Below are 928 nucleotides of genomic sequence, written 5' to 3'. Positions count from 1 at the left end.
TTCGAATAATACTTTTTTCTGCCCGGTCATAATACGCCAGTATCACCCTGTCGAAGAGGATGACGTCAACTCCGTCATCCACTTCCAGGAACCTCACGTACTCACCCCGTAATGCCGAACTCAGGAACGTGCGCCCGTTCAGGCTCAGGTCACCTTTTTCTCCGACTTTATATAGCTTTGCCCCCTCCGGATAGTTCACCTCAGGCACTTTTCCATCCCAACTTCGCGGTGAGGGCACCCATATTTTTGCGGGCGGTACCTGTCCATGAGCCTCATGCGGCTTTTCCTGATTGAACTCATTACGCCATCCGTTACACCACACCCGTTGTTCCGACAGCGAGCCAAACACATCATGGTGGCTCATCGCGGTTTTCATCGAGAGATGCATGCGCTCGTGACGGGCATTTTGCCCCGGACATCCCGGCGTGGTTCTTTCTGTTTTAATACCCAACTTCATCAGCCACACGCTCCACTGTGTCAGCGCCAGGATGCCCGGCGCGACGAAGGGAGAGCCGTTATCGGTGCGGATAATGTCGGGGAGTCCACCTTCGCGGAAGGCGGCTTCCATACAGCCACGCACGAATGTCGTGGTCTCTGACGTGCCGGGCTCACAGCACAGGAGGTAGCGGCTGTGGTTGTCGGTGAGGGTGAACGGGCGGCACCAGCTGCCGTCTTTCAGGCGAAAGCGGCCCTTAAAGTCAGCGCTCCAGACGTGATTGTTTCTGTTCGCATCGGTGAGTTCGTTCAGATTTCCCGGCGTACGCTTGCGCCTTATCCGTGGAGACACCAGCCCTTCTTCTTTCAAAAGGTCCCCTATCGTGCTGGCAGCGGGAACAATGAAGTCAGCGTTGTTATTGAGGAACCAGTGGCGAATTTTTTTAGGCCCCCAGTCGGGATGCTGCTGGCGAAAGAGGACGAGTTGTTCGGC

At 55.7% G+C, this 928-nt stretch carries 1 protein-coding gene; it reads right to left on the bottom strand.

Going from position 1 to position 928, the window contains the following annotated elements; translation table 11 throughout:
- On the bottom strand, positions 1–928 hold a 928-nt coding region (locus PSSD_RS25970), incomplete at both ends, for an IS481 family transposase (RefSeq protein WP_058974234.1).

Origin of the sequence: Type-D symbiont of Plautia stali (assembly GCF_001485335.1) — a bacterium.
Lineage (GTDB): Bacteria > Pseudomonadota > Gammaproteobacteria > Enterobacterales > Enterobacteriaceae > Pantoea > Pantoea vagans_C.
Note: the sequence above shows the minus strand (reverse complement) of the source record. Positions and strands in the feature narration are given on the sequence as shown.